Annotated in this window: 26 protein-coding genes and 1 pseudogene; 14 read left to right on the top strand and 13 right to left on the bottom strand. The window is 68.3% G+C overall.

The features are described from left to right. The first annotated feature begins 22 nt into the window (after positions 1-22). Positions 23-2113 carry a thiamine pyrophosphate-dependent enzyme gene (locus tag EV651_RS22110; protein WP_238157110.1) on the top strand — a complete coding sequence of 697 codons (2091 nt, stop codon included), beginning with the start codon at positions 23-25 and terminating at the stop codon, positions 2111-2113. Here the strand turns inward: EV651_RS22110 and EV651_RS22105 are convergent. Next, the gene (locus EV651_RS22105) at positions 2106-2582 is read right to left on the bottom strand and encodes a DUF1992 domain-containing protein (RefSeq protein ID WP_133787138.1); all 477 of its coding nucleotides are present in this window, start codon (positions 2580-2582) and stop codon (positions 2106-2108) included. The two genes, EV651_RS22110 and EV651_RS22105, sit on opposite strands and share 8 nt — an antisense overlap. An 87-nt stretch (positions 2583-2669) precedes the next feature. Here EV651_RS22105 and EV651_RS22100 point away from each other — a divergent pair, with 87 nt between their 5' ends. Genes EV651_RS22100 through EV651_RS22085 form a run of 4 tightly spaced genes read left to right on the top strand, consistent with a single transcriptional unit; the run spans position 2670 to position 6936 of the window. Continuing rightward, complete coding sequence (locus tag EV651_RS22100; protein ID WP_202870459.1) at positions 2670-3251, top strand: hypothetical protein; 582 nt, start codon at positions 2670-2672, stop codon at positions 3249-3251. Between the two features lie 30 nt (positions 3252-3281). Beyond that, positions 3282-4826 (top strand): aldehyde dehydrogenase family protein, encoded by a 1545-nt coding sequence (locus EV651_RS22095; protein ID WP_133787137.1) that lies wholly within the window; start codon positions 3282-3284, stop codon positions 4824-4826. A gap of 26 nt (positions 4827-4852) precedes the next feature. Beyond that, positions 4853-6010 (top strand): FAD-binding oxidoreductase, encoded by a 1158-nt coding sequence (locus EV651_RS22090; protein WP_133787136.1) that lies wholly within the window; start codon positions 4853-4855, stop codon positions 6008-6010. After that, entirely contained in the window at positions 6010-6936 is a 927-nt protein-coding gene (locus EV651_RS22085) for an ornithine cyclodeaminase family protein (RefSeq protein WP_133787135.1), read from the top strand. Before EV651_RS22090 ends, EV651_RS22085 begins: the two co-directional genes overlap by 1 nt. Here EV651_RS22085 and EV651_RS22080 read toward each other — a convergent pair. From EV651_RS22080 to EV651_RS42475, 7 genes are all read right to left on the bottom strand, one after another. Then, entirely contained in the window at positions 6933-7676 is a 744-nt protein-coding gene (locus EV651_RS22080) for an SDR family NAD(P)-dependent oxidoreductase (protein WP_133787134.1), read from the bottom strand. The genes EV651_RS22085 and EV651_RS22080 overlap by 4 nt on opposite strands. Then, positions 7673-8152 carry an SRPBCC domain-containing protein gene (locus EV651_RS22075; RefSeq protein WP_166658707.1) on the bottom strand — a complete coding sequence of 160 codons (480 nt, stop codon included), beginning with the start codon at positions 8150-8152 and terminating at the stop codon, positions 7673-7675. Before EV651_RS22075 ends, EV651_RS22080 begins: the two co-directional genes overlap by 4 nt. Further along, a complete protein-coding gene (locus EV651_RS22070; protein ID WP_238157109.1) occupies positions 8149-8463 on the bottom strand; it encodes a helix-turn-helix transcriptional regulator in 315 nt (104 codons plus the stop codon). The genes EV651_RS22075 and EV651_RS22070 overlap by 4 nt, the downstream gene beginning before the upstream one ends. Positions 8464-8540: 77 nt before the next feature. Then, a complete protein-coding gene (locus EV651_RS22065) occupies positions 8541-9200 on the bottom strand; it encodes a hypothetical protein (RefSeq protein ID WP_133787131.1) in 660 nt (219 codons plus the stop codon). A 110-nt stretch (positions 9201-9310) separates the two neighbouring features. Continuing rightward, positions 9311-10657, bottom strand: coding sequence for an aromatic amino acid lyase (locus EV651_RS22060; RefSeq protein ID WP_133787130.1), 1347 nt, complete (start codon positions 10655-10657; stop codon positions 9311-9313). After that, a complete protein-coding gene (locus EV651_RS22055) occupies positions 10657-11325 on the bottom strand; it encodes a hypothetical protein (protein ID WP_238157108.1) in 669 nt (222 codons plus the stop codon). Before EV651_RS22055 ends, EV651_RS22060 begins: the two co-directional genes overlap by 1 nt. Continuing rightward, positions 11322-11669, bottom strand: coding sequence for a hypothetical protein (locus EV651_RS42475; RefSeq protein ID WP_238157107.1), 348 nt, complete (start codon positions 11667-11669; stop codon positions 11322-11324). The genes EV651_RS22055 and EV651_RS42475 overlap by 4 nt, the downstream gene beginning before the upstream one ends. 63 nt (positions 11670-11732) lie before the next feature. Here EV651_RS42475 and EV651_RS22050 point away from each other — a divergent pair, with 63 nt between their 5' ends. Then, entirely contained in the window at positions 11733-12437 is a 705-nt protein-coding gene (locus EV651_RS22050) for a hypothetical protein (protein ID WP_133787129.1), read from the top strand. On the opposite strand, the gene EV651_RS22045 is transcribed toward EV651_RS22050, so the two are convergent. The 3 genes from EV651_RS22045 to EV651_RS22035 all read right to left on the bottom strand — a co-directional run bounded on the left by EV651_RS22045 (position 12434) and on the right by EV651_RS22035 (position 13998). Next, complete coding sequence (locus EV651_RS22045) at positions 12434-12811, bottom strand: pilus assembly protein CpaE (protein WP_238157139.1); 378 nt, start codon at positions 12809-12811, stop codon at positions 12434-12436. The genes EV651_RS22050 and EV651_RS22045 overlap by 4 nt on opposite strands. Positions 12812-12905: 94 nt before the next feature. Beyond that, a complete protein-coding gene (locus EV651_RS22040) occupies positions 12906-13274 on the bottom strand; it encodes a hypothetical protein (protein ID WP_133787127.1) in 369 nt (122 codons plus the stop codon). A 19-nt stretch (positions 13275-13293) separates the two neighbouring features. Next, positions 13294-13998, bottom strand: a complete 705-nt coding sequence (locus EV651_RS22035; RefSeq protein ID WP_133787126.1) for a M15 family metallopeptidase — start codon at positions 13996-13998, stop codon at positions 13294-13296. Between the two features lie 177 nt (positions 13999-14175). Here EV651_RS22035 and EV651_RS22030 point away from each other — a divergent pair, with 177 nt between their 5' ends. The 3 genes from EV651_RS22030 to EV651_RS22020 all read left to right on the top strand — a co-directional run bounded on the left by EV651_RS22030 (position 14176) and on the right by EV651_RS22020 (position 17617). Continuing rightward, entirely contained in the window at positions 14176-15534 is a 1359-nt protein-coding gene (locus tag EV651_RS22030; RefSeq protein ID WP_238157106.1) for a sensor histidine kinase, read from the top strand. After that, entirely contained in the window at positions 15531-16271 is a 741-nt protein-coding gene (locus EV651_RS22025; protein WP_166658733.1) for a response regulator transcription factor, read from the top strand. Before EV651_RS22030 ends, EV651_RS22025 begins: the two co-directional genes overlap by 4 nt. Positions 16272-16510: 239 nt before the next feature. Continuing rightward, positions 16511-17617, top strand: coding sequence for a winged helix DNA-binding domain-containing protein (locus tag EV651_RS22020; protein ID WP_133787124.1), 1107 nt, complete (start codon positions 16511-16513; stop codon positions 17615-17617). On the opposite strand, the gene EV651_RS22015 is transcribed toward EV651_RS22020, so the two are convergent. Beyond that, positions 17614-17979 carry an MmcQ/YjbR family DNA-binding protein gene (locus tag EV651_RS22015; RefSeq protein WP_238157105.1) on the bottom strand — a complete coding sequence of 122 codons (366 nt, stop codon included), beginning with the start codon at positions 17977-17979 and terminating at the stop codon, positions 17614-17616. The two genes, EV651_RS22020 and EV651_RS22015, sit on opposite strands and share 4 nt — an antisense overlap. 43 nt (positions 17980-18022) lie before the next feature. On the opposite strand from EV651_RS22015, the gene EV651_RS22010 reads away from it, so the two are divergent. The 5 genes and pseudogenes from EV651_RS22010 to EV651_RS21990 all read left to right on the top strand — a co-directional run. Beyond that, positions 18023-19099, top strand: a complete 1077-nt coding sequence (locus tag EV651_RS22010; protein WP_133787123.1) for an esterase family protein — start codon at positions 18023-18025, stop codon at positions 19097-19099. Beyond that, positions 19059-19805, top strand: coding sequence for an esterase family protein (locus EV651_RS22005; protein ID WP_133787122.1), 747 nt, complete (start codon positions 19059-19061; stop codon positions 19803-19805). Before EV651_RS22010 ends, EV651_RS22005 begins: the two co-directional genes overlap by 41 nt. A gap of 153 nt (positions 19806-19958) precedes the next feature. Further along, the gene (locus tag EV651_RS22000) at positions 19959-21194 is read left to right on the top strand and encodes a RimK family alpha-L-glutamate ligase (RefSeq protein WP_133787121.1); all 1236 of its coding nucleotides are present in this window, start codon (positions 19959-19961) and stop codon (positions 21192-21194) included. 4 nt (positions 21195-21198) lie between these two features. Next, a complete protein-coding gene (locus EV651_RS21995) occupies positions 21199-22068 on the top strand; it encodes an amidohydrolase family protein (protein ID WP_166658706.1) in 870 nt (289 codons plus the stop codon). A gap of 13 nt (positions 22069-22081) precedes the next feature. Then, positions 22082-23413: pseudogene (locus EV651_RS21990) on the top strand (DUF222 domain-containing protein); the annotation flags it as partial. Positions 23414-23599: 186 nt separating this feature from the next. On the opposite strand, the gene EV651_RS42470 reads toward EV651_RS21990, so the two are convergent. Next, positions 23600-23803, bottom strand: a complete 204-nt coding sequence (locus tag EV651_RS42470) for a transposase (RefSeq protein WP_370353213.1) — start codon at positions 23801-23803, stop codon at positions 23600-23602. Positions 23804-23863 lie beyond the last annotated feature (60 nt).

Raw genomic sequence — 23863 nt, 5'->3', positions numbered from 1 at the left:
CCGATCCCGGATCATGGATGAAATGAGGACCTTCGCCGAACGCGTCCGCGGCCTCGCCCCGGCCCCGTGGGAGCACGACGCAGAGCTGCTCCGAAGCCTGTACGACGCTCAGCTCGGCAGCCGGCACGCGGACCTCGCGGCCCGCTGGATGCAGTCCCAGGGCACCGGCTTCTACACGATCGGCTCGGCCGGTCACGAGGGCAACGCGGCCGTCGCCGCCGCCCTGGAGCCGACCGACCCGGCCCTCCTGCACTACCGGTCCGGCGCGTTCTACCTGACCCGCGCCGCGCAGTGCGGCTCGAAGGAGGGCCTGCGCGACATCCTGCTCGGTGTCGCGGCGGCGACCAGCGAGCCGATCGCGGGCGGCCGGCACAAGGTGTTCGGCCGGCACGAGCTGTCGGTGATCCCGCAGACGTCGACGATCGCCTCCCACCTGCCGCGGGCGATGGGCGTCGCGTTCTCGATGAACCGGTCGGCGAAGCTCGGCGTACCGTCCCCGTGGCCGTCCGACGCGATCGTGGTGACCAGCTTCGGCGACGCGTCCGCGAACCACTCGACCGCGACCGGTGCGATCAACGCTGCCCTGCACGCGTCGTACCAGGGTCTGCCGATGCCGTTGCTGCTGGTCTGCGAGGACAACGGGATCGGAATCAGCGTGCGCACCCCGGACGGCTGGATCCGGCAGGCGTACGGCTCGCGTCCTGGCCTGCGGTACTTCGACGCGGACGGCACCGATCTGGACGCGGCCCTGTCGATGGCGACCGAGGCGGCGACGTTCGTACGGCGGAACCGGCGCCCGGCGTTCCTGCGGTTGCGGACGGTTCGCCTGCTCGGCCACGCTGGCTCCGACGTCGAGGCGGCGTACCGGTCTCCGGCTGAGCTGGCCGCGGACGAGGAGCTCGACCCGCTGATCGGTACGGCGCGCTACCTGCTCGGAGCCGGCTACAGCGCCGAGGAGATCATCGACCTGTACGACGAGAAGCACGCCGAGGCGCAGCGGATCGCGGCCGAGGTCGCGGGCCTCCCCCAGCTCACCTCGCCCGAAGTCGTCGCCGCGCCCCTGCGTTTCCCCGAGCCGGAAGCGGTCGCCGCCGCATTGCCGCAGCGGACGCCCGTCGCGGAACCCTTGACGCTCAGCCAGTCGATCAATCGCGCGCTGAGCGACGTACTGGCGTCGTACCCGGAGGCGATGGTCTTCGGTGAGGACGTCGGCCGCAAGGGTGGTGTGTACGGCGTGACCCGAGGGCTGCAGAAGGCGTTCGGTCCGCCCCGCGTCTTCGACACCCTGCTCGACGAGCAGTCCATCCTGGGGCTCGCGCTCGGCGCCGGCGTCTCGGGCCTGCTGCCGATCCCCGAGATCCAGTACCTCGCCTACCTGCACAACGCCGAGGACCAGCTCCGCGGCGAGGCTGCGTCGCTGAAGTTCTTCTCGCAGGAGCAGTACGCGAACCCGATGGTGCTGCGAATCGCCGGCTACGGGTACCAGAAGGGCTTCGGCGGCCACTTCCACAACGACGACGCGCTCGGCGTACTGCGGGACATCCCGGGGATCGTGATCGCGTCGCCGTCCCGTCCGGACGACGCGGCCGCGATGCTGCACGCGTGTACGGCGGCGGCCCGGTCGTCCGGCACCGTCAGCGTGTTCCTCGAGCCGATCGCGCTCTACCACCGGCGGGACCTGTACGAGGACGGCGACGAGCAGTGGCTGGCGCCGTACCCCGACGAACCGGTGCCGATCGGGCGCGGCCGGACGTACGGCGACGGCACCGAGCTGACCATCGTCACGTTCGGGAACGGCGTACCGATGAGCCTGCGGGTGGCGGCCCGAGTGCCGGGGATCCGCGTCCTCGACCTGCGCTGGCTGGCGCCGTTGCCGGTCGAGGACTTGTTGCGCGAGGCAAACATCACCGGGCGGGTGCTGGTCGCCGACGAGACCCGCCGGTCCGGCGGTGTGTCCGAGGGCATCCTGGCCACACTGATCGACCACGGGTACGCCGGACGGCTGGCCCGGGTCACGAGCTACGACTCGTACGTCCCGCTCGGCGCCGCCGCGCACGAAGTACTGCTCAGCGAACAGACCATCGAGAACGCGGCCCGCGAACTTCTCAGCTGAACAGCCGCTGCCAGAGGGACTTCTTCCTCGGGCGGTGCTGCTCGGAGGGCTGCGGACGCGGGTCGCGTGCGGGGCGTTCCATCCGCCACTGGGCGATGATCACGTCCTCGTCCACCGGGCCTGTCGGCACGACCGGGCCGGTGGTGTCGCGGATGCTGAGCCGGATGCGCTTGTTGAGGTCGGCGAGGTACTCGCGGACCTCGGACTCGCGACGCATCCCGCGAACCTTCTCGTGGACCTGCTGCTTCTCCTTGCGGAGCAGGACGGCCGGTGGCAGCAACGCCTCGGCCTCGATGTCCTCGCGGCGGAGGAAGTCCTTCACCCACCAGTCGGGGTCGTGCTGGTCTGCCAGCTTCAGTGGTTTGCCGGCGCCGGGCAGGTTGTCGAACTCGCCCTGGTTCTGAGCGAGCTTGATCTGCGACTCGACCCAGTCCTGGTTACTCATCCCCGGTGGTCTGCGCTTGGTCATGGCCACACCTCGCCTGTCATCATCGACAGCTTCTCCGTCCGAACAGAATACTGGCTTGTGAATGCAATCACAAGGCATACTTCTGCTGTGCAGCTGACCGACGAAGAGATCGCGGCGATGACGCCGCAGGAGCGGCGGGAGCTGATCGTGCGGCTCGCGCCGCGGCCGCCCGGGCTGCCGTCGCGGCGGACGATCGACCGGATCCGCAAGTGGCGGACGGTCCTGATGCTGGTCTGCGCGGCCGCTCTGATCCCCTGGACCGTGTACCTGGCCGCCACGCTGCCCAGTCACTACGTCGCGCGGAACTGGGTCGCGACCTGGGTCGGGTTCGACATCCTGCTGCTGACGATGCTGGTGCTGACCGCGCTGGCCGGCTGGAAACGCAAGCAGTTCGTGTTCCCGACGGCGTTCGCGTCCGGCGTCCTGCTGATCTGCGACGCCTGGTTCGACGTGATGACCAGCCAGCGCGGCGGCGACCTGACCCAGGCGCTGCTCAGCGCACTCCTGGTCGAGTTGCCCCTGGCCGTCGTACTGATCGCGGGCCCGCTCCGCCTGCTCCGGTACATAGCCATCCGGCACGGCATGATCCACCCGGATTCCCGGCTGTGGCGGATGCCCATCCCGATCCCGGACCTCTACGCCGACCACAAGGTCCCGCCGCCGAATTAGGGTGGAGGCCCACTACGAGGAGGTAGCCGCATGGCCGGTGAGGTGCTGTCCGTTGTCGGTGGCGAACGAGTGGCGGAAGCGGTACGGCGTACTCCGTCGACCAACCCCGCGCAGCTGAGCGACGTCGTCGGGACGGTCGGCAGTGCGGGGCCGGAGGTGTTCGTGCGGGCCGCCTCAGTCGCACAGTCCGCGCAGGCCGGCTGGGCCGCGACCCCGGCGCCGCATCGCGGCCAGGTGATCTCGAACGTGGGCCGGCTGATGTCTCTGAACAAGGAGCGCCTCGCCGCCCTCGTCACGCGGGAGATCGGGAAGCCGCTGGGTGAGGCGCTCGGCGAGGTGCAGGAGATCATCGACACCTGCGACTTCTTCCTCGGCGAGGGCCGACGGCTGTACGGGCAGACGGTGCCGTCGGAGATGCCGGACAAGCAGCTGTTCACGTTCCGCCGACCGATCGGCACCGTCGCGGTGATCACGGCCGGCAACTTCCCGGTCGCGGTCCCGTCCTGGTACATCGTCCCGGCGTTGCTCTGCGGCAACACGGTCGTCTGGAAGCCGGCGGAGTACTCCGCTGTCGTCTCGGACGCGTTCTACGAGATCTTCGCGCATTCCGGCGTACCGGCCGGGGTGTTCAACCTGGTGTACGCCGACGGACCGGACACGTTCACCGGACTCGAGCGGGCGTTGGAGGCCGGGCTGATCAGCAAGGTCGGATTCACCGGGTCGAGCGCGGTCGGCACGCGGATCGGCGAGTTGTGCGGCCGTCACCTGCAGACGCCGTGCCTGGAGCTCGGCGGCAAGAACCCGATGGTGATCACCGAGGACGCGGAGCTGGACCTGGCAGTCGAGGGCGCGTTGTTCTCCGGCTTCGGTACGGCGGGACAGCGGTGCACGTCCTTGGGGACGGCGATCGTGCACCGGTCCGTGTACGACGAGTTCCTGGACCGCTTCGGGCAGGCGACCGCGGAGGCGGCGATGGGCGACCCGACGCAGGACGTGCTGTTCGGGCCGTTGCTGGACGAGAAGTTCGCGGCGGGGTTCGAGAAGTCGCTGGGGTGGATCGCGGCGCATCACCGGGTGATCGGCCGGACCGGACGGGTCACGGCGGACAACCCGCGGCCCGGGTTCGTCGGCGATCCGGCGGCCGGGTTGTTCTACCACCCGACGATCGTCGCCGGGGTACGGGCGGACGACGAGTTGTTCCTGAACGAGACGTTCGGGCCGGTCGTCGGCGTCACGCCGTACTCGACGCTGGACGAGGCGATTGCACTGGGCAACAAGTCGGGGTACGGGCTGTCCAGCTCGATCTACACGACCGACCCGAACAAGGCGTTCCGCTTCGCGCAGGGGATCTCGGCGGGGATGGTGAGCGTCAACAACTCGACGTCCGGCGCCGAGGCGCACCTGCCGTTCGGCGGAAACGGGAAGTCCGGCAACGGCTCCCGGCAGAGCGGGATGTGGGTCCTGGACCAGTTCACCCGCTGGCAGTCCATGAATTGGGACTACTCAGGCAAACTGCAAAAGGCCCAGATGGACACCGAGACGGTCGAAGCCGACCTGACGTACCAGCTCCCCTGACCGCCCCGATCTACTGGAGGAGGTTGATGGTGGCTGGGGTTGCCGACGTGGTGGTTGTTGGTGGCGGGGTGATGGGGACGAGCATCGCGTTTCACCTGGCCGAGGCCGGCGTGCGGGACATGGTGTTGCTGGAGATGAACGAGCTCGGGTCGGGGTCGACCTGTAAGGCGGCCGGCGGAGTACGGGCGAACTTCTCGGACGAGGTGAACATCGCGCTGGGCGCTCGCAGTCTCGAGGCATTTGCGCGGTTCGGTGAGCGGCCTGGTCAGGAGATCGATCTGCACCAGGTCGGGTACCTGTTCTTGCTGGACAGTGCGGAGCAGGTCGAGCATTTCCGCGAGAGCACCGCGTTGCAGAACAGGTTGCAGCAGAGCTCGGGCATCCCTACGCGGATGGTCTCCGTCGACGAGGCGATCGCGCTGGCGCCGGTCGTTGCAGCGGAGGGGCTGGTCGGTGCGTGTTTCTCGCCGAGCGCGGGGCATTGCACGCCGGAGTCCGTCGTACTGGGATATGCATCGGCTGCCCGGCGGCTCGGAGCGCGGTTGGTCACCGGGTGCGAGGTGCTGGGGATCGAGGCTGCCGGCAACCAGGTGACGACGGTGCGGACGAACCGTGGTGAGATCCGGACCGGGACGGTGATCTGCGCGGCAGGTGCTTGGTCCGCGCAGATCGGTGAGATGGTGGGCGTCGAGCTTCCGGTGGTTCCGTTGCGGCGGCAGATCGTTGTCACCGAGGCCGTCCAAGGTCTGCCGGCCGAGCTGCCGATGACGATCGACTTCGGTACGACGTTCTACTTCCACCGTGAGGGGCCCGGGCTGCTCGTCGGCCTGTCCGATCCCGCCGAGGAGCCCGGATTCCACCTCAACCGGACGGATACGTGGATCCCCCGGCTGACCGAGGCCATGGCACGACGGGCGCCCTCGCTCCTCGACGTCGGGCTGACCGGCGGTTGGGCCGGCCTGTACGAGGTCACGCCCGACCACAACGCGTTGATCGGCGAGGCGGACAACATCTCGCGATTCCTTTATGCGACAGGGTTCTCCGGCCATGGCTTCCTGCAGGGGCCTGCTGTCGGTGAGGTGATTCGCGACCTCTACCTGGGCCGGGAACCGTTCGTCGACATCACTCCACTGAGCGCCGACCGCTTCCGGTCCACCGTCCGCCCCGAGCGGAACATCGTCTGATGACAGCTCTCCTCACCCGGTCGGATGTCCTGCAAGCGCTCGACGTACCTGCTGTGCTCGACGTATTACGTGCCGGGTTCCTCCAGTCCGGTGATATCGAGCCGCTGCGGATCCGCACCGATCTGCCTGGTCCCGGTACGGCGACAGCGCTGCTGCCGGGCGTGATTCCGGGCATTCCGGCGTACACCGTGAAGGTCAACGCCAAGTTCCCCGGTGCCACGCCGGCACTGCGCGGTATGGTGTGTCTCCACGACCTCACCGACGGCACCCTCCTCGCCCTCCTCGACAGCTCCACCATCACCGCCTGGCGCACCGGCTTGGCAGCCACGCTCGCCACGGACGCCCTGGCTCCAGCAGGAACAGTCGGCATCATCGGCGCCGGAGCGCAGGCAGCGATGACACTTGCCGGGTTGGTCGCCCTCCGCCGAGTCGACCGCCTCGTTGTGCATGACGTCGTACCAGACAGGGCCTCGGAATTCCTTGCCCAGCAAGGGATTCCGGGTGTTGTGGTGAGCAGCCCGCAGAAGGTGGCTGCGGCGGCGGGGGTTGTCGTGCTGGCCACCTGGTCACGGGAGCCGTTGCTCACCGCGGCTGATGTCCGGCCGGGTTCGCATCTCACGACGTTGGGAGCTGATGAGCCTGGGAAGGTGGAGCTGTCCGCCGATTTGCTGACGGCGGCCCGCGTGGTCGTCGACGACCGCAGCCTCGCCGCGCAAATGGGTGCCTTGGGCAACGTCGGGCTGTCCGCCGATGCGGCGCACGCGACCTTGACCGAAGTACTGAACGGAGTCGCCGCCGGCCGCCGGTCGGCGGAAGAAGTCACCGTGTACGCGCCCGTTGGACTGCCTTGGCAGGATCTCGCGGTTGCCTGGCCGGTGTATCAGGCCTCGAAAGGCGACGTCCGGACGGTCGACTTCCTAAGTTAGTTGACGACGGCGCCGGCGGTGAGGTTGATCGCCGTGCCGGTGATCGAGCGGGCCTGGTCGGAGGCTGCGAAGGTTGCGATGGCGGCGACATCGGCGAGGGTGGCGGCGCGGTTCAGCATGGTCTGGGCGGCGGTGTGTTCGGCGACCTCGCGGCGGAAGTCCTCCGGGTAGGTGTCCGGGTTCGATTCCGGGATGCCGTTGGTCTGCAACGTGATCACCCGGATGCCGTGCGGGCCGAGCTCGCGCGCCAGGCTGCGGCGCATCGCCTCGACGGCACCGAACCCTGTCTGGAACGCGCCCAGGTTCGCGACCGGGTCGCCGTTGCCACCGAACGTCAGGATCACGCCGGACCCTTGCTCGACCATGCGCCGGGCGGCCGCGCGGGACGTGAGGTAGAAGGTGCGCAGCATGTTGCGCACCGGCTCCTCGACGTCTGCGAGGGACATGTCGATCAGCGGCGTACCGAAGTACTGGGTATGGCCGATCAGGTTGAACGAGATGTCGATCCGGCCGACCGCGGCGGCGTGATCGTCGACGGATCGTTCGTCGAGGGCGTCGACGACGGCGATCTCGGTCTTGCCGCCCGCGGCGCGGATCTCGTCCGCGACCCGCTCGAGGCGTTCCGCCGTACGTCCGGCGAGATGGACGGCCGCACCCTCGGCGGCGAACGCCTTGGCGACCGCGCCGCCGATCGGGCCGGCGGCGCCGTACACGATCGCCTGCTTGTCGTTGAGCATCATGAGCTGGACTCCTTTGCCAGTTGGGTGACGAGGTCGTCGAGTTGCTGCATCGAGGCGCGGATGCCGCGCTCCATGCCGCCGTCGACGTACAGGTCGCGGTCCTCGACCGCGAAGAACACGGTGTTCTGCGTCAGCGTGGTGACCCCGTCGGCCTCGTCGAAGGTGATCAGATTCAGGTAGACGGTCCCTGGTGCCTGGTCGAACTCGTACGTCTGCACGATGCGCTCCGGCGTCGGCTCCCCGTGGTACAGCCCGTGGAACACATAGCCTTTGCCGTCGCTGTCGTACTGCGTCCACCGCCAACGACCGCCGTGCTGCGGGTCGAGCTGGTTGACGACCAGCTCGAGCTCGGCCGGCCCCAGCCAGCGCTTCACCAGGTCGGGCTCAATGTACGCGCGGAACAGCAACTCCCGCGGCGCCCGGAACTCCCGGATGATGACAACCTGCGGCACGCCCGGCTCAGCGATGACCTTCACGACTCCTCCAACAGGTCGTCGAGCAGATCGTCCAGACGGTCGAAGCTCTCCGCCCAGTAAGCGCGGTAGTCCATCAGCCAGCCGACGGCCGTGCGGAGCGGCTCGGCCTCGAGGTGGCTGAGCCGGGCCGTCGCCCGTTGCGAGCGGCTGATCAGCCCGGCGTGCTCGAGCACCTTCAGGTGCTTGGACACGGCCGGCTGCGACATGCTGAACGGCGCCGCGAGCTCGGCGACCGTCGCGTCCCCGTGCTTGAGCTGGGCCAGGATCGCCCGGCGGGTCGGGTCGGCGAGCGCCGCGAAGACGTCCGTCAATCCATCTTCATAACCAAGTGGTTTCAAAACCATATGGTTAAGAATGGATGCGGACCGCCCCGATTGTCAACAGGGCGTCAGGGCGTTCGCTCCCAGTTGGCCGGGTCACACCAGGCCGGGTCGATGCCGCGGTCGATGCAGTACTGCCGGAGGAGTTCCTCCCGGGTCGACGGGCGATTGGTCGGCAGCGACCGCTTCACGGTCGCCGTACTGGTGGTCGTGCGGACCGGCTTCGGCGTGGTCCGCTCGGTGGTCTTGGTCGCGGTCGGCTTCCGAGTCGGACGCTGGGTCGGCCCCTGGGTCGGCTTCTGAGTCGGCCGGGAAGTCGGGCCCTCGCTCGGCACCAGGATCGTCCGCGGCACCGGCGTCGGCGTTGACGTCGCCCGCGGTACGACGGGACTCGTCGAGCTGACCGCCGGACCCGCGGACGGCGATTCCTCGGCGAACTTCACCGCCGCCGGATCATCCGATCCCCCGAACTGGCCGATGACGAGCACGGCCCAGAGGTTGACCCCGGCGAACACGATCATCGCCGCGGCGGCGGCGTACGCGGCGCGGCGGGACGGAGCGCCGTACCGGCCGATCGGGCCGAGGACCGGCTCACCCTTGCCGTCGACCCAGAACTTCCACCCCTCCGGCGCCGGCGGCCAGGACGGATCCGGGCGCCAGGTCTTCGGCGGGACCCAGCTGCGCCGGGGCGGGGACGGCCAGTTCGGCGGCACCACGAACCGCTTCATGAGAACTCCTCCACTCGCCGACGCCGATCCCCCGCACCAGGCCAACGACGCAGACCCGGTCCGGGCTACTTGCGGTTTCGCCACGACCCGCGTGTCGCCTCGCTTTTCGATCAACCAGCTCCCAGCACCTCGGTGAGGAGTCTGGTCAGGTCCGCGCCGAACGGACGGTCCGCGTCGATCGGAGGTACGACGGCGTCGACCGCCCGCATGATGTCTTGAAGCTCCGCCGGGATCTGGCGGGCCGAGAGCGCGAAGGCCTGCCGGACGGCGAGCAGTTCGCACGCGGTCGTCTCGCGGGTCAGGCGGATCGCTTCGCCGAGGTTGCCGACCGCCTCCCAGGAGAACGTCTGCACGTCCTCCTGACCGTTGGACGTCTCCGCCGTACTGATTGCCGTAGGCAACGTCAGGCGCCGGAACCGGTGGGTGGTCGCGACGGCGCGTTTGTGAACGGCGACCAGCCCGGCTTGCGGGCCTGGTTCGCGGGCGAGTTGCGCGGTGAGGCCGGTGACGCCGGGATCCAGCAGGCGGTGCAATCGTGCAGTCGAGACCTCGGCTGCGTGCGCCAACGCTGCCGTCAGATGGTCGCAGTGCGCGGCGAGATCGAGCCCGTGAAAGCCGGCGGTGCCGACGAACTCGCCGTCGAGGTACGCCGGGGAGTCCGTCACGCTCGTGAACGCCCGGTCCACCGCGTCCTCCAAGTGCTGCAAGGTCCGCCGAACATGTGCGTTCACGTGCCCGGCAACCCGGAACGACACCGGCGCCTGCAGGCTCCGCGGCTCCGGCTCGGGACCTGCCAGCTCTCGAAGTCTTGCGAACTCGGTGGCCAGCAGGTCGTCCCCACGCGCCGCGAGCTGTTGATACGGATCCCGATTGGCTGCTATGGCTGCAATCGCCCCGGCCGCGACGGCGCTGAGTTGATCCGCCAACCGGTGCGTTCTGGTTGCGTGGAGCGCGGCTCGGCCGGTCGCCCCGGGGATGCCGGCCAGCAAGGCGATGCCTTCCTTGAGACCGGGATCCAGGGAGGCGAAGGCGTGCGCAAGCGGAATGATCTCGCCTGCGGAGCCGGCGCCTTCGGCGGGGATGTTCGGCAGCGGGCCGGTGTTGATGAGGGCAACCAACTGGTGGAGCAGTTCGATCGAGACGGCGGCGTCGCCGGTGAGGAAGGTTTTCAGGCGGCCGATGAGGACGGCGCGGGACTCGTCCGGCGGGAGCCAGGGTGGGCCGCCGACTGCTCTGCCCAGCAGGAGATTGCGTTGATGGACACGCTGCTCGGCTTCCGTGAGGCGGACCTTGCTGAGGTTGCCCATGCCGGTGTTGACGCCGTACACGGGTCTGCCGGATGTCAGGGTGTCGAGGGCCGCGGAGCGGGTCGCGGCCACGCGGCCGAGGAGGGCGGGTGCCAATTCGATCGGTTCCGGGCTGGCCGGGTCCAGGTCAGAGGGGTCGTTGACGATCATCAGTGGAACCTGAGCATGGTGCCTGCTTCGGCGGCTTCGGCTCGGCGGAGGATCAGGTGGGCGATCGCGACGTCCAGCAGCGACAGGCCGCGATGCCAGAAGAGGTTGCGTTCGGCATCGTTCTCGCGGCCGGGCTTGCGGCCCGCGACGATCTCCCCGATCTCGGCGTACAGCGTCCCCGGCGACAGCCGCCCGCTGTCCACGTGTCGGCGGAGCGATCCGAACCGCCCGGACTGCGCTTCCCGCCAGTCGTCCACAACCACCTTGTCGATCACGTCGAGCAGATCGACCTCGACCGCCGAGACAGTGCCGTACGGTACGACGAACGCGCCCGGTCGGACCGCCGCCGTCCGCAGCAGCGGCTCGGGCTCGGTGAGACGAGTCGCTTCGACCAGTACGTCGGCGCCGTCGAAGGCCTCCTCCGCTGTCGCGCACACCCGGACCGGCGTGGTCAGTTCGGCGGAGAGCTCAGCGGCGAACTTCTCCCGGGACTCCGGCCGCCGCGACGTTACCCGGATCTCGTCGAGGTCGAGAAGGTCGTCGAGCATCGTCACGTTCCACCACGCCGTACCGCGGGCGCCGGCGTGCGCGAGGATCTTGCTGTCCCGGCGGGCCAGGTGCCGGGCGCCGACCGTCGTCATCGCGCCGGTCCCGGCCGCGGTGATCATCGTCGCGTCCAGGACCGCAATCGGGAATCAGCTGTTCGGGTTGAACAGTGTCCCATCGCGAGTTCGCTCGGCAGGCCCTTCTGGTAGTTCGGGACGAAGTCGCCGACCACCTTCACGCCGCTGATCCCGTGCTCGCCGAGACCGTCGAGGTGCCCGCGGAGGACGTTGAAGTGGCCGATCCCGCCGTTGCTCGGCATCAGGTGCATGCGCGGCTCGAAGCTCGTCCGGCCCTCGCCGTGCTCGCGGACGGCGTCCTCCACGGCGTCCACGATCTCCAGCCGGGTCAGCCCCAACGCGTCGATGTCGGGGCCGCTGAGGAAGCGCAGCCAGATCCCGTCCGTCACGTGGCTCCTTCGGTTGCCGTCGATCGATACTTTAGTTTCAGGCCGTCACGCTACGTTCGGGACATGGGGTCTACGACTGCGGATCGGACGGTGATCGGCCACTCCGCGACGGACAAGACGGTGCTGTTCGGCGGGTTGCCGCTGGTCGGGCTGGTGCTCGGATTCTTCCTGCCGCGGATCGCCCACTGGGCGTCCGGACGGGAGTGGGTGCCGTTCCACGGGCCGCTGAAGCTGATCGCCGCGTGGGACAGCTGGTGGGTCGTGGTGATCTGCGTGGTCGTCGGACTCGTGGCCGGCGTACTGCTGGCCGGGATGGCGCTCGACGACACCTTGAAGATGACGATCACCGGCCAGTCGGTCGAGTTCCTGAAGAACCAGAAGACCGTGACGGTGCCGCGGGTGAAGGTTGCGGTGGCGTTCCTGGACGGGAAGGAGATCGTCCTCCAGGACGCATCGTCGCGTGAGCTGGCCCGCGAGAAGCACGACCAGCTGAAGTCCGAGGCGAAGCGGATCCCGGCAGCCTTCCGCGCCCACGGCTATCCGTGGTCGGACTCCGGTGACCCGCACGAGTCGGAGTTCCGGCGCTGGGTCGAGGGTGACCCGGACCTCTCGCCCGCGGCCAACGCGCTCCTCCGGGCCCGCTCCAAGGCCTTCGATCAGGGCGACAAGGGCAAGGCCGACCTACGAGAGCTCCGCAGCGACCTGGCCAACCTCGGCTACAGCGTCAAGGACAAGGACAAGAAGCAGTACTGGCGGGCAACGTCCTAAGCCCCGAGCAGGTGGATGACTGCTTCGGCGTACGCCTGTTCGGCGTCGGCGGAGGTGTGGGTGCTGGTGGTGAGGGTGACTTTGTAGCCGTCCGGGGTGGCTTCGAGGGACTTGAAGTGCGAGCCGAGGAGAGCACGGAGCTGCTCCTCGCGCGGGAGCCAGATGACTTCGCGTTGCTCGATGCTGTCCAGGGCCCACTCGGTGGTGCCGTTGAAGCCGATCACCTTGCTGCCCTGGTAGTCGTGCACCTCGACGGTCATGTCGCTCACCACGAACACGTCGTCGTCCATGTCCCGGTCCGGTACGACGAAACGGTCCCCGGCCGCCGGTGTCCACAGCACCCCGGCCTTGCGCAGTCGTCCGGCCTGCTCCATCGTGATCACCCCTCCATCCTCCCCACGGCACGCAAACTCCGCAGGTCCACGCGAGCCGCGACCACCGAGTGCGGCTCGCGCGGAGGACGGAGAGTCAGCGTGCGAGGGCGGTGCGGAGCTCGTCGGCGCGGTGGGCGATGCGGTCGCGGCACTCGGTGGTGAGCGGCAGGTCGATCAGCGCGGTCGCCTGCAGATGGCTGAGGCCGAACTCGTCGCGCAGACGCCGTACGGCGGTCGCACGGTCGGCGGATGCCCGCAGTACCGCTGCCACCTCGTCACGACGCTCGAACGCGGCCAGGATGCCGTCGTAGATCTCCAGCTGCGTATGCGCCGAGCGATCCGGCTCAGTGGTCGTGGGCTCGGGCCTGTCGCCGGTCCGGATCACCTGGCGCCACAAGGCGGGTACGGCGAGCCGGGCGCGGGTGTAGCGCCGGGTGAGCGGCTGTGCGTAGGTCATGGTCATCTCGGTTTTCCCCCTTGTATCAATCTGCCTTGGCCACGGCGTGCGGTTCCCGCGGCGGGCACTTCGTGCCGGGCGTTGTGAGCGCCTCGAAGTGCCAGGGTTCGTTGTCGTAGCGGCGGCACACGCCGTACCGCCAGCCGTTCTTGTTCAGCCACGTCATGGCGGCCGCCGGACCGATGTCCACGGCCTTGCCCTGCACGTGGGCGGAGTACTTCGGCGGCAGCACCCATCGCGTCGCCACCTTGTACGACCCGTACTTCTTGATCGCCTCGTTCAGCAGCCGCTGCTGCTTCGCCGTGCTGCGCCGCGCGGAGGTGATGCTGATCGTGACACCGTCGGCCTTCGCAGCCACGATCGCCTTCGCCAGCCGCGACCTCAGCTTCGGCGACAGCCCGTCGATGCTCTCCTCACCAGATACCGGCGTGGACTTCTTCGTCGGCTTCTTCGAGGGCGTCGTCGTGGTCTTCGGCGGCACGGTCGGCGTCGTACGGCGGGACGGCGTCGGAGTCACCCGCTTCGTCGTGGTGGGAGGTCCGCCGATCGCGGGCGCGCCGACCGTCGACACCACCGGCTCCTTGTCCGCACCCAGGCCGAGCACGTCACCGACCTGCGCGTGCCACAGCAGCAGCGCTCCGATGACCGCACCGATCCCGACCACACCGATCACGGACAGCAACCGGGTCCGCGCCATAGCGTTCCGGCGCGGCGGCACGTCGTGACTCATGGGGTACAGCCTCTCGGATCCGGGTGTGGCGGCACATCGGTCCCAGGGACCGTTCTGACGTCCCATCCGTAGCCCCTGAGTATCAGTTCGGACGCTGAGCCTCCTCCAAAAGTTGGAGAGACCACCCCTCCGGGCAGATGAAGCTTTGGCAAACACGGTCTGACTACGCTGGGCGACATGATGAGTGTCTGGCGCCGATTGTCGCAGGGGCAGCAGGACTTGCTGCTCGCCGCGGTCATCGGGCTGGGCTGGTTCGCCGTACTGAACCTCATCAACGGCACCGGCCTGCGCCCGCACAACCCGGCCGTCTCGGTCGTCACGGGTGTCTTCCTGGTCGCCACGGTCGCCCTCGTCCGGCGGATCCCGCGCACGATGCTCGTGGCCGTCTCCGTGCTGTACCCGTTCCTGTACGCCGCGGCCGGCACCGGCCTCGCGGCGCAGCTCGGCCTGACGATGTTCGGTCAGCCCGAGATCAGCGACGCGGCGTTGCAGTCGGAGATCCACCTGGTCCCGCTGCTCGTCGTCGGGTACCTGGCGGCGTCGGCCGGCGTACGGCGGTTCACCTGTCTGTTCTTCACGATGGGCAGCCTGGCCGGGTTGATGATCGGGCTCCCGACCGTGGTCGCGATCGTCCTCAGCCATGTCAACCGCGACATCCTGCGCGGCGATCGGTACCAGAGCCTCCCGCGGGACGTGCCGAGCCTGTACTCGTACATCGACGTGTCACTGTTCGTGTTCGCGGAGGCACTGATCTGCGGGATGGTGCTGCTCGGCGCGGACGCCCGCCGCCGCCGGAAGTCGGTGGCCCTGCTCGAGCAGCGGAACGCCGAGCTCGTCCGGTTGCGCGCGGTCGAGGCGGAGCGGGCCGCCGTGGCGGAGCGGACCCGGATCGCCCGCGACCTGCACGACGTGATCTCGCATCACGTGAGTGCGGTCGTGATCCGGGCGCAGGCGGCGGACCGGGTGGCCGACGAGCGCCCCGAGGTACTGCGGGAGGCGATCCGCTGGATCATTGCCAGCGGCAAGGAAGCGCTGACCGCGATGCGGGAGACGGTGCGAGTGCTGAACACCGCCTCGCCGCAGATCGCCGGCGACACCGGGTCCGGCGGCGGCACCGCGCCGGTGCCGGACCTGGCCGACGTGGCACGGATGGGTGAGCGGCTGAAGGCCGTCGGGATCGACGTGACGATGGAGCTGCCGCCGAGGCAGCGGCAGCTCACGTCGGCGACCGACCTGACCGCGGTGCGGATCATCCAGGAGGCGCTGACGAACGTGATGGTGCACGCCAAGGCGAGCGCCGCGCGGGTGACCTGGCAGAGTGGACCGCAGGGCGAGCTGCTGACCATCGACGACAACGGCAACGGCGGGCCGCCGCCCGTGAACGTGCTGGAAACCGCGCGCCGCAAGGAGAGCGGCCGCGGCAACGGACTGATCGGGATGCGGGAACGGGCCACAGCGGTCGGCGGCACCCTCGCCGTCGCGGCCGGCCCCCTGGGTGGATGGAGAGTGCAGGCATGGCTGCCGCCGCAGAAGTGAGCGATCCGATCCGGATCCTGGTCGCCGACGACCAGGGCGTGATCCGGATGGGCCTGGCGATGATCCTCGACCACGAGCCGGACCTGACCACGGTCGCGCAGGCCGAGAACGGCGAGGAGGCGCTCCGGCTGATCGAGCAGCACGACCCGGACGTCGTCCTGATGGACATCCGGATGCCCGTGATGGACGGTCTGGTGGCCACCGAGCGGATCACGACCGCCAACCGCGAGACCGGCCGGGCGCGTCCCGCCGTACTGGTGCTGACCACGTTCGACGACGAGGCTTATGTCCTGGCCGCCGTCCGTGCCGGAGCGTCCGGGTTCCTGTTGAAGGACACCGATCCGGATCTCCTGGTTTCCGCCGTACGGGCGGTGCACCGCGGCGATTCGCTCGTCGATCCGGCCTCGACCCGTGTCCTGCTCGAGCGCTGCATGGAGCTGGAGCGTCAGGTCGACGGCGGTACGGCGACCAGCAAGCCGGCGCAACCGGATGCGCGCTGGGCCGGGCTGCTGTCGCACCTCAGCGAACGGGAGCGCGAGATCCTGGTCTGGATGGCCCGCGGGCTGTCCAACCGTGACCTCGCGACCAAGCTGTTCGTCAGCGAGACCACGGTCAAGACCCATGTGAGCTCGGTGCTGTCGAAGCTCGGCCTGTCCAGCCGGGTCCAGGCCGTCGTCGTTGCCTACGAGGCCGGAGTCGTCCGGCCGGGCGAAGCGGATGTGCGCTGGGATTCCTAGGTCGTGGGGGGTTCCTAGGTAAACAGCACGATCCCGACCGCCACCACGGCCAGCAGAATCACAACGGTCACAGCTTGGCTCAGCACCGACGCCTTCTGGCGCCGGGGTAAGAAGTCCCCAGTCATGCTCCAAGCGTTGCTCGCGAAACCTCGCCACCCATCGGCCGTCAGGATGGTTCTGGTCTACTACCTGAGGATGACTGGTCCAGGACTGCGCGCCGTCTTTCGTAGGCTTGGGCGATGAACGCCTCGACCCCGGTCCGTGTGCTCGGCCGTCGTGACCTGAACCGCGCCCTCCTCCAGCGTCAACAGTTGCTGCGCCGGGAGAGCGGCCCGGTCGCCGAGTTGATCGAGCGGCTGGTGGGTCTGCAGGCGCAGGCCCCGCTGGCGCCGTACGTCGCGCTGTGGTCGAGACTCAAGGGCTTCGACCCGGCCGAGTTGTCAGCGCTCATGACCGCACGCGACGCAGTTCGTACGTCGCTGATGCGGGCCACGATCCATCTGGTCACGGCCGAGGACTGCCTGCGGTTGTGGCGGCTCGTGCATCCGGTCGCGGATCGTGGGTTTCGTGGCGCTTTCGGCAAGCAGTTGGCCGGGGCCGATATCGACGCCATTGTTGCGTTCGGCACTGATTTACTGAGCCGGGAACCGTACAGCCGCAGCCGGCTCCGTGAGGTGCTCGGCGAGCGCTGGCCCGACTGGGACGCGAACGCGATGGCGTACGCCGTCAGCTATCTGACCGGCACGGTCCAGGTCACGCCACGCGGAGTGTGGGGTGAGACAGGGCCGGCCGCGCTGCAGACGATCGAGAGCTGGCTGGGCCGATCGCCGGTGCCCGATCCTTCGATCGACGCCCTCGTCCTGCGGTACCTGGCGGCGTTCGGGCCGGCGAGTGCGGCCGACGTACAGATGTGGTCAGGGCTGACGAAGTTGCGTGAGGTCCTGGACCGGCTCCGGCCCGGGTTGCGCGTGTACGCCGACGAGGACGGGCGGGAACTGTTCGACGTACCGGACGGTCCGTTGCCCGACGCGGAGACGCCCGCGCCGGTGCGGTTCCTTCCGGAGTACGACAACCTGCTGCTGTCGCACGCGGATCGGCGGCGGGTGAACCCGTCGGGGCGGCCGGTGCCGCTGCCACCCGGGAACGGCGCCGCGATGGGCACCGTCCTGATCGACGGCGACTACACGGCCGACTGGCGTCATCACCGTGGCACCGATCCGAGTCTGCGGGTCACCACCCACGGCCCGGTCACCGCCGCCGAGACCGAAGCCATCGAGGCCGAGGCCGTGGAACTCCTCGGCCTGATCGGCAGCAAGGACACGCCGGTCGTCGTGACCTCCGCCTAGGGGGTTCCGAAGTACTCGGCGCGGACCTTCTTGGGGACGCACATCGCCCAGGCGTCGAGGATCAGCTCGCGGAGTTCGTCGTACTCGACGGCTGCCAGGTTGAGCTCGATCCACTGGAAGCGTTCATCGGACGGGCGCGGCGGGAGGAACTTGGCCGGCTCGGCGGCGAGCGCGGCGGCGCGTTCCTCGCGCGGGAAGCCGAGGCCGATGGTCTGCTCGTCGGCCGCGACCGCGAGATAGACGATCTGGCCGACGCGGAACTTGATCCGGTCCCGGACCAGCACCTCGTAGCTGCGCGGAAGGTCCGCGGTGATTTCGCGGATATCGGTGAGATCGACCACCTTCCCACGATAGAACGCCATCACTGACAGCTCTTGTCAGTGTTTACGTCGCTACGGTAGTTGGATGCCTGCACACATGAGCGCGGTCGAGGGAGCCGAGGTGGTGTTCCGCCTCGATGACCCCACGCATGCGTTCAGCGGCGTCCGGCTGTGGCAGGAGCTGGGCCTCGCGGCGGAGCTGCTCGAGTTCAAACCGGTCGACTACGGCTGGGAGCTGCGGTTGCCCCGGCCGTCGGTACACCGGATGGAGTACCTGTTCGACATCGCCAACCTCGGCACGCGAGCGGATCCGACCAATCCACGGACCGTCGACGGAGCGTTCGGGCACCACTCCTGGCTCCCCTTGCCCGGGTACGTCGAGCCCGGCTGGCTCACCGTGCAGCCGATCCCGTCGACGCTCACCGCGATGACCGTCGAGTCCCCCGTCGGGCAGGTCAACGTGCAGGTCTGGGCGCCGGAGGGCATCGCACCGTCGTTCGACCTGCCTCTCCTGCTCGCCCACGACGGTCCGGAGTTCGCCGCGTACGCCGGTCTGGCGCAGTACGCCGGCGCGATGATCGCCGAGTCCGCGCTGCCGCCGTTCCGGCTGGCCCTGATCGAGCCGACCGCGCGCAACCTCTGGTACGCCGCGAACCCGCAGTACGCCAGGTCTTTGACGCAGTACGTCGTACCGGCTGTGCGGGCGCAGTACCAGAGCCGTCGGCCCGTGATGATGGGGGCGAGCCTGGGGGCGCTCGCGGCGCTGCACGCGGAGTGGAGCTTCCCGGGGACGTTCGCCGGGCTGTTCCTTCAGTCCGGGTCGTTCTTCACGCCGGAGACCGATCCGCAGGAGTCGAACTTCGAGTTCTACGCGGAGGTGACCGAGTTCGTCGCGCAGGTGCTGGCGGCAACGACGGCGCCGAGCACGCCCCGGATCGGGATCACCGCGGGGACGACCGAGGAGAACGTGCACAACAACCGGGTGATGGCGGCGCGGCTGGCCGAGCTCGGGCTGGACGTGACGCTGGACGAGACTCCCGACATGCACAACTTCACAGCCTGGCGAGATGTGCTGGATCCTGATCTGACGGATCTACTGCGACGGACCTGGGGTGGGGCTGATGGAACGGGAGCAGGTCGAGTTGGAGGCGCCGGGGCTTGACCGCCGCGGAACGCTGATCCGGTACGGTCATTTCGGCCGCCCGGTGCTGGTCTTCCCCAGCGAGCAGGGACGCGCCTGGGACTACGAGAACAACGGCATGGTCGACGCGGTCGCCTCACTGATTGAGGCCGGGCGGGTCAAGCTGTACTGCGTCGACTCCTACGACCACGTGAGCTGGTCGGACCGCAGCATCCAGCTCGAGGACCGCGCCCGCCGGCACGAGCTGTACGAGTCCTGGATCGTGAACCAGGTGGTGCCGACGATCGGGTCGGACTCGCCGGGGGCCGGTGACATCATCACGACCGGCTGCAGCCTCGGTGCGTTCCACGCGCTGAACTTCGCGTTCAAGCGGGCCGACCTGTTCCCGGTCGCGATCTGCCAGTCGGGCAACTACGATGCGGCCAGCTGGCACGCGTGGGGAGAGCGCGGCGAGGCGACGTACTTCAACAACCCGGCCGACTACCTTCCGGGTTTGTCCGGTGATCACCTGGAATGGTTGCGCAAGCGGCTGTTCATTCTGCTCACCGTGGGTCAGGGTGACTGGGAGACCAACCCGACCGGCTCGCTGCCGTCGGCCCGCGCGACTGATGCTGTCTTGACTGAGAAAGGCATCCCGCATGAGCTGGACATGTGGGGGTACGACGTAGCACACGACTGGCCCTGGTGGCAGCAGCAAATCGCCCACCACCTGCCCCGATTCTGCTGAGGAGACCCACCCCCACCTCCCCTTCGAGGAGACCCACCATCCCCTCCCCTTTGAGGAGACCCAACACCCCTTCTTTCCTTCCTTCCCTGGACTCAAGGAGCTCCACCACCACCTCCCTTTTTTTCTTTCCTTCCCTGGACTCAAGGAGCTCTTGTGGCTGATCGTTCGCGTCATCTGATCGGGTTGTTGCTGGGCGCCGAGGAGGACTGGCCGCAGGCGTTCGAGGCGTTGCTGCAGCGGGTCGGGCCGGTGGCGATCGACGGGCACGAGCACGAGTTCGGGTCCCGGCGGCTCACCATCGAGCCGTTCGACCTGAACGATCCGGTGCGCGTCGGGCTCGTGATCGACCGGCTCGCGTACTGGTACTACCATCCGCGCGAGTGGCTGAAGAAGGCCGCGCTGATGAACGGCACGTACCTGCTGAACTCCCCGTTCACGTTCCAGTCCATGGAGAAGCATTCGGCGTACTGCGCGATGCTCCGCCTCGGCCTGAAGATCCCGCGGACCGTGCTGGTGCCGTACAAGAACCCGCTCGACAACGTGCGCTGGGCGTACACGTCCGCGACGTACAACCGGCCGTTCGACCTGGACGCGATCGCCGACGACCTCGGGTACCCGCTGTACATGAAGCCGTTCGACGGCGGCGGCTGGCGAGGCGTGTCCCGGATCAACAACCCCGACGACCTGCATCGCGCGTACGACGAGTCCGGCGAGATGCTGATGCACCTGCAGGCGACGATCGAGTACGACAAGTTCGCGCGAGCGCTGTCGATCGGCGCCGAGACGATGGTGATGGACTTCCGCCCGGACGAGCCGATGCACAACCGGTACGCCGTCTCGCACGACTTCCTCAGCCCCGCCGCCGGCCACGAAACGGTCGCGATCAGCCGGATCGTCAACGCGTTCTTCGGCTGGGAGTTCAACTCCTGCGAGATGCTGGTCAAGGGCGACTCGGTGCACCCCATCGACTACGCCAACGCCTGCCCGGACGTCGCGGTCACGTCCTTGCACTACTACTTCCCGTGGGCGCTGAGCGCTCTGGTGAAGTGGTCGGTGTTCTGCCTGGCGACCGGCCGGCGTTCGTCGGTGGACCTGCACACCGAGCGGTACTTCGAGATCGCGGACGACTCATCTCTGGACTACGACGCCAAACTGAACGCGTACCTGGCCCTCGCGGACGAGCACTTCGAAACCGCGAAGTACCACGAATGGTGCGCCGCCCATCTGGGCGACTTCGACCTGCGGGTCCGGGACTGGGTGGCCGGCCCCGATTTCGCCCGGATACTCCAGGAGACCGTCGCCGCGACGTACCCACCGCACGAACAGGACAAATTCATGGCCCACTTCAAGGGCCTCACTGACCTCTGGGTGGCCGATCAGGCAGGCTAGGGGCGTGCGTGATGCGGATGTGCCGACCTGGTGGCGGCGGCTTGGGCTCGACGGACTGGTGGACGTGCATGTGCATTTCCTGCCGGACCGGGTGATGAACGCGGTCTGGGCGTACTTCGACCAAGCGACCGAGCACTACGGGACCGATTGGCCGATCACCTACCGGACCTCGGTCGAGGAGCGGCTGAAAACGCTGGATTCGCTGGGGGTACGGGCGTTTCCGGCGCTGGTCTATCCGCACAAGCCCGGTATGGCCGCGTCGCTCAACGCGTGGGCGCGGGACTTCGCTGCTGTGACACCTGGGTGTGTGGCGAGCGGGACGTTCTTCCCCGAGCCTTCAGCGGCCGGGTATGTCCGCGAGGCGTTGGACTTGGGCACCCGCATCTTCAAGGTGCATGTCCAGGTCGGCGACTACGATCCACGGTCCGGTGAGCTCGACGACGTATGGGGCCAGTTGGCGGAGGCCGGCGTACCTGTCGTCGTCCATTGCGGATCCGGGCCGATCCCCGGAAGGCACACCGGCCCCGGGCCGATGGGTGAGGTACTGCGACGGCATCCTCAGTTGACCGCGGTGATCGCGCACCTCGGAATGCCGGAGTACGCCGAGCATCTCGCGCTCACGTCGTACCCGAACGTGCATCTCGACACCACGATGGCGCTGACCCCCTTCACCGAGTCCTTGATGCCGTTCCCGCGCGACCTGGTGCCCCGACTGGCCGATCTGCAGGACCGCATCGTCCTGGGCTCCGACTTCCCCAACATCCCTTACGAGTACGCCGTCCAACTCGCCGCCCTGGAATCACTGGAACTGGGCGACGACTGGCTACGCGCCGTCTGCTGGGCCAACGGCGCCCGACTACTCAGTTGCCCATAGCAAGATCCACAAGATGTTTCGGCTGTGGATAACAGAATCCCTTGAAAATAAGGGCCTCTGGCTTCAAAAACTGTCGGTGGGGGTGTCTAGGCTTTGCTACATGGACAAGCCGGCCGAGTTGATGAGCGACGCGGAACTGGCGCGTGCTCTCGACCAGGCCGACGCCGACCTGGCGCTGCTTGAGACGCGCCGGTTGCGGCTGGTCGCGGCGATGGACTCCTCCGGGTACGCGGAACGGGTCGGTGCCCGTGACATGGTGCAGTACCTGGAGTTCCGCTACCGCCTCGACCGCTCCCGCGCCTTCCGCGACGTCCGCCTGGCCCGCGCGCTACCCAAGTATCCAGCCGTCACCGCCGCCCTCCCCGACCCCGATGTGCCGGACGACGGTTCCGTGCCTGAGGTGCTGTTGCGGCCGGCGCAGGCCGAAGCAATCGTCACCGCCTTGGAAAAGGTGCCAACGACGGTGCCGGTGGCCGATGTCGAGTTCGCCGAACAAGAACTCGTCCGCCTCGCCCGACACCTGTCCCCGACCGACCTGCGCAAAGCCGCCGAACAATCCCGCGACATCCTCGACACCGACGGCCCCGAACCCGAAGAACACAAAACCGCCGCCCGCGAAACCTTGACGTTGAAGACCGCCGACCGCGGCGTCAAGTTCACCGGCTACCTCGCCAACGAAAACGCCGAACTCCTCCGCACGATGATCACCGCCGGCGCACGCCCCCACAAAACCCTCGACGGCGAGCGCGATCCACGCTCCCGCGAAAAGCGCCAAGCCGACGCCCCCACCACCACGTTGACCCTGGCCGCCACGGCTTTGGACGCCGGCATCCCCTCCCCCACAATGTCGCGCCCCACGATGCCCCACCGGACCGCGCCTGGCACCACCACTGCGGGCAAAACGGACACCGCCACGTCGAGCGCCAGCGACCCAGATACCTCAGCGGCGGAGACACCGAACGAGCCCACGAGCGAGCCCACGAACGATCCGGGCAACGCCGCAGACAACGCCGCGGACAACGGTGCCGACAACGTTGCGGACCGCGGTGCAGTAGCTGGCCAGGCTTGCGATGGCGTGGGTGGTTCGCGTGGTTATGTCGTCGACACAGTGCCCGGGTTCGGCGCGAAGGCGAACATCACCGTCACCATCGACTTCCAAGACCTCAAGGCAGCCACCGCCGATGCGATCGGGCACACCGTCTACAGCAACGGCCTGTCCGCAGCCACCATCCGCCGCCTCGCCTGCGACGCCAAAGTCATCCCGATCGTGCTCGGCTCCAACTCCGAACCCTTGGATGTCGGCCGGTGTGAGCGGCTGGTCACCCGGGCGATGCGCCGTGCCCTGAACACCCGCGACCGCGGCTGCGTCATCTGCGGAGCACCCCCAGTCATGTGCGACGCACACCACCTGATCTCCTGGATCGACGGCGGCGAAACCAAAACCTCCAACCTGGCCCTCGTGAGGCTGTCGCACGAATCCTCGTGGCCGGGGTCGAGGTTGGTGCCGTGTTCGGCGGTCCGGGCCTGCCGGTCAGGCGGGGTTTGTTTGCTGCAGCTTGAGGAGGTTGTGGACTGTGCAGATGAGGCGCCATTCGCTGTGCACGGCTGGAAGGCTGCGCCGGGCGAAGCGCCGGAATCTGAGGTTGTGTTTGATGTTGCCGAAGACGGGTTCGATGCTCGAGGCCCGTTTCTTGTAGAGCTCGGCGCTGCCGGGTTCGGCGAGTTTGGCGTCCATTGCTTTGCGCGCGATCGTCGGGTCGGTGGCTTCGCCACGGACGTGGGCGAGCATGGCGTT

This window comes from Kribbella sp. VKM Ac-2571, from assembly GCF_004362255.1.
Classification (GTDB): Bacteria; Actinomycetota; Actinomycetes; order Propionibacteriales; family Kribbellaceae; genus Kribbella; species Kribbella pratensis.
Note: the sequence above shows the minus strand (reverse complement) of the source record. Positions and strands in the feature narration are given on the sequence as shown.

What these genes read in the sequence shown, in the direction of transcription:
- EV651_RS22005 (WP_133787122.1), top strand. Translation starts at nt 19,059, where the DNA reads ATGGAACGGGAGCAGGTCGAGTTGGAGGCGCCGGGGCTTGACCGCCGC.
- EV651_RS22095 (WP_133787137.1), top strand. Translation starts at nt 3,282, where the DNA reads ATGGCCGGTGAGGTGCTGTCCGTTGTCGGTGGCGAACGAGTGGCGGAA.
- EV651_RS22110 (WP_238157110.1), top strand. Translation starts at nt 23, where the DNA reads ATGAGGACCTTCGCCGAACGCGTCCGCGGCCTCGCCCCGGCCCCGTGG.
- EV651_RS22010 (WP_133787123.1), top strand. Translation starts at nt 18,023, where the DNA reads ATGCCTGCACACATGAGCGCGGTCGAGGGAGCCGAGGTGGTGTTCCGC.
- EV651_RS22015 (WP_238157105.1), bottom strand. Translation starts at nt 17,979, where the DNA reads ATGGCGTTCTATCGTGGGAAGGTGGTCGATCTCACCGATATCCGCGAA.
- EV651_RS22020 (WP_133787124.1), top strand. Translation starts at nt 16,511, where the DNA reads ATGAACGCCTCGACCCCGGTCCGTGTGCTCGGCCGTCGTGACCTGAAC.
- EV651_RS22030 (WP_238157106.1), top strand. Translation starts at nt 14,176, where the DNA reads ATGATGAGTGTCTGGCGCCGATTGTCGCAGGGGCAGCAGGACTTGCTG.
- EV651_RS22050 (WP_133787129.1), top strand. Translation starts at nt 11,733, where the DNA reads ATGGGGTCTACGACTGCGGATCGGACGGTGATCGGCCACTCCGCGACG.
- EV651_RS22055 (WP_238157108.1), bottom strand. Translation starts at nt 11,325, where the DNA reads ATGATCACCGCGGCCGGGACCGGCGCGATGACGACGGTCGGCGCCCGG.
- EV651_RS22080 (WP_133787134.1), bottom strand. Translation starts at nt 7,676, where the DNA reads ATGATGCTCAACGACAAGCAGGCGATCGTGTACGGCGCCGCCGGCCCG.
- EV651_RS22065 (WP_133787131.1), bottom strand. Translation starts at nt 9,200, where the DNA reads ATGAAGCGGTTCGTGGTGCCGCCGAACTGGCCGTCCCCGCCCCGGCGC.
- EV651_RS22085 (WP_133787135.1), top strand. Translation starts at nt 6,010, where the DNA reads ATGACAGCTCTCCTCACCCGGTCGGATGTCCTGCAAGCGCTCGACGTA.
- EV651_RS42470 (WP_370353213.1), bottom strand. Translation starts at nt 23,803, where the DNA reads ATGGACGCCAAACTCGCCGAACCCGGCAGCGCCGAGCTCTACAAGAAA.
- EV651_RS22060 (WP_133787130.1), bottom strand. Translation starts at nt 10,657, where the DNA reads ATGATCGTCAACGACCCCTCTGACCTGGACCCGGCCAGCCCGGAACCG.
- EV651_RS22090 (WP_133787136.1), top strand. Translation starts at nt 4,853, where the DNA reads ATGGTGGCTGGGGTTGCCGACGTGGTGGTTGTTGGTGGCGGGGTGATG.
- EV651_RS22040 (WP_133787127.1), bottom strand. Translation starts at nt 13,274, where the DNA reads ATGACCATGACCTACGCACAGCCGCTCACCCGGCGCTACACCCGCGCC.
- EV651_RS22045 (WP_238157139.1), bottom strand. Translation starts at nt 12,811, where the DNA reads ATGGAGCAGGCCGGACGACTGCGCAAGGCCGGGGTGCTGTGGACACCG.
- EV651_RS22105 (WP_133787138.1), bottom strand. Translation starts at nt 2,582, where the DNA reads ATGACCAAGCGCAGACCACCGGGGATGAGTAACCAGGACTGGGTCGAG.
- EV651_RS22035 (WP_133787126.1), bottom strand. Translation starts at nt 13,998, where the DNA reads ATGAGTCACGACGTGCCGCCGCGCCGGAACGCTATGGCGCGGACCCGG.